Genomic DNA, 8,520 nt, shown 5'->3' on the forward strand with positions numbered 1-8,520 from the left:
CCTGGCCTTGAAATACCCCCAGCTGGGTTTCTTCGCCGGCTGGCTTATGCCGCGGTAAACAATCAACTAATTTTTCAATCCGCAGATTTTACAGATTTACACAGATTTATTTTTAAGGTTTAATACTTGTGTGTGGAAAGAACAGAGATAATCTGCGTTAATCTGTGGATAAAGGTTCCTGCGTATGTTAGATAATCATTTGAAACAAAATCATCCGGCGATAATTTCGGAGATATGAGATGAAAAAAACAATTCCTTTGATCATAACCTTTCTGGCCGGGTTTTACATGATCCTGGCCTTCTTCGTGCCGCATCCCATAGTGGCCAATTCGGCCCAGGAGATGCAGTCCTGGGAGATCATCATCGTGGCCTTTACCCTGGTGCTGGGCATTGGGAACCTGATCTTCGTTCACGCCGAGAAGATCCAGCGCAAGCGTCAGGGCTGGTTTTACAGCCTGACCCTGCTGATCTGCCTGGCCTTCATGATGGTGCTGGGCTTGTTCTGGGGCATCAAGGAGGGCACGGCATACTACTGGCTGTATGACAACGTGATGGCCCCGCTGTCCTCGGCCATGTTCTCTCTGCTGGCCTTCTTCATCGCCTCCGCCGCCTACCGGGCTTTCAGGGCCAGGAATAAAGAGGCCACCCTGCTGCTGATAGCCGCCGCCATCATCATGATCGGGCGGGTTCCGCTGGGAAGCTGGCTGTGGCAGCATGTTCCGTTTTTGGGCGCCAAATTCCCGACCCTGCTGGACCAGGTTACCCAGTGGGTGATGGAGATCCCCAACACGGCCGGCCAGCGGGGCATTAAGATCGGGGCCGCCCTGGGCGCGGTTTCCATGGCTTTGCGAATGCTGCTGGGGATCGAGCGTTCCTACCTGACCACCGGCGGCAATTAAAGTTAGGATGATGAAAATGAAAACATTTTTAGAAAGACTTACCCGGATAGACCGGCGCTGGATATTTTTAGCCATGGGTCTGACCGTGGCTCTGGCCCTGCTGATAAACGTCAAACTGCCGATGAACGTCTCCGGCGACGTGAAGCAGTCCTACGATCTGCTGGAAAAACTGCCGGAGGGAAGCCCGGTGCTGTTCTCCTGGGATTACGATCCCGGCTCCATGCCCGAGCTTTACCCGCTTTCGGCCGCCATGCTGCGCCATGCCATGCGCCGGAACCTGAAAGTGGTCATGATGGGCCACTGGGTCACCGGTACTCCCTTGATCGAAAGACAGGTATCCGAGGTCATTCGGGTTGAATTCCCGGACAAGGTCTACGGACGCGATTACGTCAATCTGGGGTACAAATCAGGACAGGCGGTGCTGGTGGTGACCATGGCCAAGAGCATTGCCGACGCCTTTCCCCAGGATTATTACAAGAACCAGACCGATACCCTGGAATTGATGAAGCAGGCCAAGTCGCTTAAGGACATGGGGGCGGTGGTCTCATTCTCGGCCGGCGATCCCGGGCTGATAATGTGGATCCAGTTCGCCTGGCAGCGTTTCGGGGTGCCGGTCACCGGCGGCTGCACCGCGGTCTCAGCCCCTGAGTTCTCGGCCTACCTGCAGTCAGGGCAGCTGATGGGCCTGATGGGCGGGATGCGGGGCGCGGCCGAATACGAGGTGCTGGTGGACCATCCGGGAGCGGCCTCCACCGGGATGTCGGCCCAAAGCCTGGCCCATTTCCTGATAGTGGGCTTCATCCTGATCGGCAACATTGCTTATTTTATGACCCGCAAAAAGGAGGAGAAGTAAAATGGCGCTGTTTGGAATTTGGCTGGGCGCGCTTCTGACGCTCTGCATTTACAGCTTTTTGTACAAGGACAACCCCCTGTACAAGTTTGCCGAGCACGTCTACGTGGGGATATCGGCCGGATATTTTGTGGCGGCCGAGTTCCATAACGTGGTGCTGCCCAATCTGTGGACACCCCTGACCACTAATTTTGCCCATAAATATTACCTGATCATCCCGGGGGTGATGGGACTGCTGGTCTTCTTCGCCTTCTCCCGCAAGCACAACTGGCTGCTGCGTTTCCCCATCTCGATGGTGGTGGGGATGGGCGCCGGACTTTCGGTGACGGCCTTTTTGTCCACCGACGTCCTGGCCCAGACCCAGGCCACTTTGATCCCGATGAATTCCCTGAACAACTTTCTTTTGGTCTTGGGTGTGCTGGCCACCCTGGTCTATTTCTTCTTTTCCGCCGAGCATAAGGGCTTCATCGGGGCCGGGGCCAAGCTGGGGGTCTGGTACCTGATGATCGCCTTCGGGGCGGCCTTCGGGTACACGGTGATGGCCCGGATCTCGCTGCTGATAGGCCGGATGCAATTCCTGCTGGGCGACTGGCTGCACATACTTAAATAAGAGACCTAACCCCCGGCCCCTTCCCCGCAAGGGAAGGGGTGTAGGGACACGATATATCGTGTCCGGTGATGTTTAGCGGCAATAAAGTGGCGCCATTCGTGGTCCATGCGTATGGTATGAAAAAGTAAAATTCTTAGAAAAGGTTCCATGAACCGTTTAGCCATAATAACCGACAGCGGCACGGCCACCGGGTTCCGGATGGCCGGGGCCGAGACCTTTGAGGTCAAGGATAACCGGGAGCTTCAAGCCAAGGTGCTGGAGCTGATCCAGACCGAAAGCTACGGGCTGATAGCGGTCAACGACCAGCTGGCCGGGGACCTGGGCGAGGACGTGGCCCGGGCCCTTAAGAACAAGGCCTTGCCGGTGGTGTTGCCGTTCCCGGTGCCCAAGGAGGGCCAGGTGATGAGCGGGGAAGAGTATCTTAATAAACTGGTCAAGGATGCCATAGGGTTTTATGTTAAGTTGAAATAAATACAAAACCTTATTTTTAAATTATTTAATTCAAGTTATTCATGAAAAAGGCAATTATTGCAAGTATTGTCATAATGGTAACATTTATACCGGTAATTTTATGTTATGGCCAAATTACAATACGAACCCCCGAGACATTACAACAAAAATATGAGTCACTATATCTATCCCAGACAGTTAGAATGCATCATACTCTATGGAGTGGTGAAAAAATATTAAGCAATGAGAAAGAATATCCCCTTGGATATATGTCTAAATTGATTTATTGGAATTTAAGGGGTGATTCACACAAGGTGGTTTATTCTGAATACAAAAAATATGTAAATAACAACAGAAAGAAAAACATCTTTCTAACTATAAGTTATGCATTTTCTGGTGCGGGCATTGGTACCTTATCCCGGCCGCATATTAAAAATAGTGACCTGAACATTTCCATAGCATTTTTTGTCAGCAGTTTTATTAGCGCATTAGCCGGCCAGGTATGTTATAGCAATGCTTTGGATGATATGGATAAAACTATTTGGTTGTATAACCGTGAAATAATGGGATTAAAAAACACATTACCTGATACAACATATTGATGTTTGGTTGCAAATGAATTTTAAAAGACGTATTGTCTTTGCCATTATTTTAATAACAATCGTGGAAATTTCAAGTGCCAGAGCCTTACCGCTACTAAATGCGCTGGAGCGGGTGCTGGACAAGTTTGAATTCCTGCCGGAATACCATTTGACCGGGGACCTCTACGGGATGACCCATTACAAGAATGCCGAATACAAGCGCCGGTATTTTGTGGAAAGCAACGCCGACATGGAGTTCGTTCTGGTCAGCTACCGGCGGCGGCTTTATTCCTCGGCAGCCTTGTATGTCCGGACCACCATGGGCCGGCAGGATGGTGCCATCATGTTCGACCCCCGCGAGCTGCGCTACGGGATAGATCCTGCCACGGAGCTAAGGCTTGATGACTTTAACCTGCGGGCCGGCCTTGACCATTACTGCTTTCACGAGATCGACAGCTGGGACAGCACCACCGAGTACTGGAACAAGGCCTATGTCCAGGTCAGTTCCAAGAACGGACGCCCGATGGAATACCGGACCCGGCTGGTCAATGACGGCCGCTGGGACCCGGCCTCCCGGTTCAGTTGGGAAGCCAAGCTCGGCCATTATATGGAAAAGGCCTTCGGCCTGCTGGACCCGGCCATCATCGGAGGCAACCACGACTATGACTGGGAACTGACGGGGGTCAACCGCTGGGCCTTTTATAAGCGGTTGGATTGGGTGGTGGACGCCAGGACGATGGTGAACCTTAACCTGTCCCGCCATGGCCAGCTAAGGCAGACCTATCATATGGGGCTTGAGGGGCATTTCCGGCGGGGAGCCGCAGGAATGATGCTGTTTGCAAATTACATAGTCCTAGACCAGTTGACAGTAAGGCCAAAGGACAGGCTGGTGGAACTGGGCGTAAGATTTTATAACTGATGGGCGGCCGTTAACTGAAAATGAATTTATAATTTTTTCATATAACCTCAGGAGAATCTATGCAGGGCATCATTCAGAAAATATCCGGACCGGCGGTCATCGCCAAGAACATGATGGGCGCCCGGATGTACGACATCGTCAAAGTGGGCAAGCTGGGCTTGGTGGGGGAGATCATCCGCCTGGATGGGGACACCTGCTTCATCCAGGTTTACGAGGACACCTCCGGCCTGTTCGTGGGAGAGCAGGTTGTCACCACCGGCGAGCCGCTGAAGGTGGAACTGGGCCCCGGTTTGCTGGAGGCCATCTTCGACGGCATTCAAAGGCCCCTGGACCAGATCAAAAAGAAGGAGGGCGACTTCATCGCCCGCGGGGTGGAGGTTCCCAGCCTGAACCGGGAGAAGAAATGGAAGTTCAAGCCGACAGTTAATAAAGACGACCAAGTTGCTGAAGGAGATGTACTTGGCGAGGTGCAGGAAAATGTTTGGTTCCTGCATAAGATACTGGTTCCGCCAACAAAAAACGGCAAGATCAAAAGCATCGTCAAGGAAGGCGAATACACCGTGGCCGACCCGATAGCTGAACTGGAGGATGGAACCAAGCTTTTCCTGATGCATTCCTGGCCGGTGCGCCAGCCCAGGCCCTTCAAAAAGAAGATGGATCCCGACGAGATGTTCATCACCGGCCAGCGGATCCTGGACACTCTGTTCCCGGTGGCCATGGGCGGTACCGCCGCCATCCCCGGGCCCTTCGGCTCCGGCAAGACCGTGGTCCAGCAGACCCTGGCCAAGCACTCCAACGCCCAGGTGATCATCTACGTGGGCTGCGGCGAGCGGGGCAACGAGATGACCGAGGTGCTGACCGAGTTCCCGGAACTGCTGGATCCCAAGACCAAGCGCCCCCTGATGGAGCGGACGGTGCTGATCGCCAACACTTCCAACATGCCGGTGGCGGCCCGCGAGGCCAGCATCTACACCGGTATCACTTTGGCCGAGTATTTCCGCGACATGGGCTTCTCCGTGGCCATGATGGCCGATTCCACCAGCCGCTGGGCCGAGGCCCTGCGCGAAATATCGTCACGGCTGGAGGAGATGCCGGGCGAAGAGGGCTATCCCACCTATCTTTCCAGCAAACTGGCCGCTTTCTATGAACGGGCCGGCCGAACGGTCTGCGTCGGCAGGGACGCCCGGGTGGGCTCGGTCACCATCGTGGGGGCGGTTTCGCCTCCGGGCGGCGACTTCTCCGAGCCGGTCACCCAGAGCACTTTGCGGATCGTGGGAACCTTCTGGGCATTGGATGCCAGCCTGGCCCAGCGCCGCCATTTCCCGGCCATCAACTGGAACCGGTCATATTCGCTTTATGCCGAGATGCTGGGCGGCTGGCTTAAGGAGCATGTGGCCCCCGACTTCGCCGAGGTCCGCAAGCAGGCCTCGGAGCTGCTGCAGAAGGAGGCCGCCCTGCAGGAAGTGGTCCAGCTGGTGGGCCCCGACGCCCTGCAGGACCAGGAGCGGATGGTGATCGAGGTCGGCAAGATGCTGCGCGAGGATTTCCTGCAGCAGCACGCCTTCTCAGAAGTGGACGGCCACTGCAGCCTGGAGAAATCATACTGGATGCTCAAAGCAATTTTGGCCTTCTACGACGGGGCCCGCCAGGCCATCGAGCGCGGCGCCATGCACATCAACGACATCCTGAACCTGCCCCAGATAGAACAGTGCGCCCGGTTCAAGGAAGTGCCCCAGGCCCAGTTCAAAGCGCATATCGACGCTTTCATCGCCGGGCTGGGTGAGGCCTTTGCCAAGAAATAACCAGGCAAGAATACTGAATATTTAATACTGAATACTGAATACGGAGGTCTTACCATGCGCCTTGTTACCAGATCCGATTTTGACGGCCTGATCTGCGGAGTCCTGCTGAAGGAGGCCGGGATCATCGACCAGTTCAAGTTCGTCCATCCCAAGGATGTCCAGGACGGCAAGGTGGAAGTGACGGCCGACGACGTGCTGGCCAACGTGCCCTACGCCAAGGGCTGCGGGATGTGGTTCGACCATCATTTATCGGAAAGCGAGCGCAAAGCCTTTCCCGACGACTTCAAGGGTAAGTCCGAGCCGGCCAAGAGCTGCGCCCGGGTGATCTACGAATTTTACGGCGGGGAGAAGAAATTCCCAAAGTTCGCCGAGATGCTGAAGGCGGTTGACAAATCCGACTCCGGCGACCTGACGGTGGAGGAGATCGCCGCGCCCAAGGGCTGGATCCTGCTGGCCTTCATCATGGACCCCCGCACCGGGCTGGGCCGCTACTCCGACTACCGGATCAGCAACCTGCAGCTGATGCAGGACCTGATGGAATACTGCCGCACCATGAACATCATAGAGATCCTGGACCTGCCGGACATCCGGGAGAGGATCCAGCGCTATCACGAGTCGGAATGGCTGTACAAGGAGATGATCAAGAGATATTCCACCGTCCATGAGAATGTGCTGGTGACCGACCTGCGCAAGGTGGAGGAGATCCCCACCGGCAACCGCTTCGTGGAATACGGGATGTTCCCCAACATCAACATCTCCATCCGGATGATGTGGGGGATGAAGAAACTGAACGTGGTTTTTGCGGTCGGCCACAGCATCATCAACCGGACCTCCAGGACCAACGTGGGATCATTGATGCTGAAGTACAACGGCGGCGGCCACGCCAAGGTGGGCACCTGCCAGGTGGCGATAGAGAAGGCGGACGAGGTGCTTAAGGAATTGGTCAAACAGATGAATGCGGACGGGTAAATGATCTTGTCCGGTATTCAGGAAGGTAATCATGTTTGAACGCAAACACGAAAAACTGGCCCCGCCTTCGGTCTTTGCCAAAAGGATGGTGGCCTCGGCGGCCTCGGCGGTTGGTCTGGCAGGGGCGGTATTGCTTGCAGGTATCATGGGTTACCACTGGATAGCCGGTTTCGGCTGGGTAGATTCATTGCTGGAAGCATCTATGATCCTGGGCGGTATGGGACCGGTCAACCAACTGCCCAACCAGGCGGCCAAAGTATTCGCTTCGGGCTATGCGCTTTTCAGCGGCCTGGTGTTCATTGCGCTGATCGGCATAATCCTGGCGCCGATCACCCACCGGATGCTGCACAAGTTCCATATGGAAGGGAAATGATTACCCTAATGAAATTGACGGCCTTATGATCTATGAAAACATCCTCCAAACCATCGGCAACACCCCACTGGTCAGGATAAACCGGCTAAACCCCAATAAACACGCGGATATTTACGCCAAGATAGAGGGAGCCAACCCCACCGGCAGCATCAAGGACCGGATAGCTTTGAAGATGATCGAGCAGGCCGAGGCCGAAGGGGCGCTGTCAAAAAGCAAAACCATCATCGAGCCCACCTCGGGCAACACCGGTATCGGCCTGGCCATGATCGGGGCGGTCAAGGGCTACCGGGTGGAGATCGTGATGAGCAAAGCGGTCTCGGCCGAACGGGTCAAGATGATCAAAAGCTTTGGGGCCAAGGTCACCCTCACCGATGCCAGGCTGGGGACCGACGGGGCGATCATCAAGGCCCGGGAACTGGTCAAAAGCCAGCCAAACAAATATTTCATGCCGGACCAGTTCTCCAATCATTACAACAAGATGGCCCATTACAAGACCACGGCCCAGGAGATCTGGAAGCAGGTCAACGGAAATATCGATTATCTGGTCTCCTCCGTTGGCACCTCGGGCACCATCATGGGAGTGGGCCGGGCCCTTAAGGAGAACGACCCCAGGATCAAAATAGTGGAGGCCCATCCAGTCAAGGGCCACTATATCCAGGGCCTGAAGAACATGGAGGAGGCCATAGTGCCTTCCATCTATGATCCTTCCCTGATAGATGAGACCGTGATGGTCAGCACCGAACAGGCCTTTGACACCGCCCGGAAGATAGTGGAGAAAGAAGGCATCTTTGTGGGTATGAGCAGCGGCGCGGCCATGTACGCAGCCATCCAGACGGCCAGGAAGATCAAAAAGGGCAGGATAGTGGTGATCTTTCCGGACCGGGGGGAGAAATATCTGAGCACCAAATTGTTTAAATAAGGTATTCTAATGCCAAGTGCAACGATTAAAATATTTTTAGTCCAAGGGGATGCAAAACGTTTGCGTACCGCAGAAATATCCAATTGGACAGGGAAAGCAGTCGCTGCGCCAAGGAGTGAATTTGATGATTTGCTTTCGCGGGATGAAT

The 8,520-nt window shown here is 54.7% G+C and carries 10 protein-coding genes; all 10 read left to right on the forward strand.

Annotated features, from left to right (window positions below):
- Nucleotides 1-239: 239 nt before the first annotated feature.
- The 10 genes from Q7U71_04285 to cysK all read left to right on the forward strand — a co-directional run bounded on the left by Q7U71_04285 (nt 240) and on the right by cysK (nt 8,372).
- The gene (locus Q7U71_04285) at nt 240-899 is read left to right on the forward strand and encodes a hypothetical protein (GenBank protein MDO9390975.1); all 660 of its coding nucleotides are present in this window, start codon (nt 240-242) and stop codon (nt 897-899) included.
- Nucleotides 900-915: 16 nt separating this feature from the next.
- Nucleotides 916-1,752 (forward strand): hypothetical protein, encoded by an 837-nt coding sequence (locus tag Q7U71_04290; GenBank protein MDO9390976.1) that lies wholly within the window; start codon nt 916-918, stop codon nt 1,750-1,752.
- Nucleotide 1,753: 1 nt separating this feature from the next.
- Entirely contained in the window at nt 1,754-2,359 is a 606-nt protein-coding gene (locus Q7U71_04295) for a hypothetical protein (protein ID MDO9390977.1), read from the forward strand.
- Nucleotides 2,360-2,506: 147 nt separating this feature from the next.
- Entirely contained in the window at nt 2,507-2,830 is a 324-nt protein-coding gene (locus Q7U71_04300; GenBank protein ID MDO9390978.1) for a V-type ATP synthase subunit F, read from the forward strand.
- Between the two features lie 41 nt (nt 2,831-2,871).
- Nucleotides 2,872-3,411 carry a hypothetical protein gene (locus Q7U71_04305; protein MDO9390979.1) on the forward strand — a complete coding sequence of 180 codons (540 nt, stop codon included), beginning with the start codon at nt 2,872-2,874 and terminating at the stop codon, nt 3,409-3,411.
- A 61-nt stretch (nt 3,412-3,472) separates the two neighbouring features.
- Nucleotides 3,473-4,309 carry a hypothetical protein gene (locus Q7U71_04310; protein ID MDO9390980.1) on the forward strand — a complete coding sequence of 279 codons (837 nt, stop codon included), beginning with the start codon at nt 3,473-3,475 and terminating at the stop codon, nt 4,307-4,309.
- A 59-nt stretch (nt 4,310-4,368) separates the two neighbouring features.
- On the forward strand, nt 4,369-6,111 hold the full coding sequence (locus tag Q7U71_04315) for a V-type ATP synthase subunit A (GenBank protein ID MDO9390981.1): 1,743 nt from the start codon (nt 4,369-4,371) through the stop codon (nt 6,109-6,111).
- 54 nt (nt 6,112-6,165) lie between these two features.
- Entirely contained in the window at nt 6,166-7,080 is a 915-nt protein-coding gene (locus tag Q7U71_04320; protein MDO9390982.1) for an exopolyphosphatase, read from the forward strand.
- Between the two features lie 31 nt (nt 7,081-7,111).
- On the forward strand, nt 7,112-7,453 hold the full coding sequence (locus Q7U71_04325; GenBank protein MDO9390983.1) for a hypothetical protein: 342 nt from the start codon (nt 7,112-7,114) through the stop codon (nt 7,451-7,453).
- Nucleotides 7,454-7,478: 25 nt separating this feature from the next.
- On the forward strand, nt 7,479-8,372 hold the full coding sequence (gene cysK / locus Q7U71_04330) for a cysteine synthase A (GenBank protein MDO9390984.1): 894 nt from the start codon (nt 7,479-7,481) through the stop codon (nt 8,370-8,372).
- Nucleotides 8,373-8,520: the final 148 nt, after the last annotated feature.

This window comes from bacterium (assembly GCA_030655055.1).
In the GTDB taxonomy this organism is placed as follows: domain Bacteria; phylum Edwardsbacteria; class AC1; order AC1; family EtOH8; genus UBA5202.

Coding starts and splice junctions, on each gene's coding strand:
- Q7U71_04285 (MDO9390975.1), top strand. CDS start 240: ATGAAAAAAACAATTCCTTTGATCATAACCTTTCTGGCCGGGTTTTAC.
- Q7U71_04290 (MDO9390976.1), top strand. CDS start 916: ATGAAAACATTTTTAGAAAGACTTACCCGGATAGACCGGCGCTGGATA.
- Q7U71_04295 (MDO9390977.1), top strand. CDS start 1,754: ATGGCGCTGTTTGGAATTTGGCTGGGCGCGCTTCTGACGCTCTGCATT.
- Q7U71_04300 (MDO9390978.1), top strand. CDS start 2,507: ATGAACCGTTTAGCCATAATAACCGACAGCGGCACGGCCACCGGGTTC.
- Q7U71_04305 (MDO9390979.1), top strand. CDS start 2,872: ATGAAAAAGGCAATTATTGCAAGTATTGTCATAATGGTAACATTTATA.
- Q7U71_04315 (MDO9390981.1), top strand. CDS start 4,369: ATGCAGGGCATCATTCAGAAAATATCCGGACCGGCGGTCATCGCCAAG.
- Q7U71_04320 (MDO9390982.1), top strand. CDS start 6,166: ATGCGCCTTGTTACCAGATCCGATTTTGACGGCCTGATCTGCGGAGTC.
- Q7U71_04325 (MDO9390983.1), top strand. CDS start 7,112: ATGTTTGAACGCAAACACGAAAAACTGGCCCCGCCTTCGGTCTTTGCC.
- cysK (MDO9390984.1), top strand. CDS start 7,479: ATGATCTATGAAAACATCCTCCAAACCATCGGCAACACCCCACTGGTC.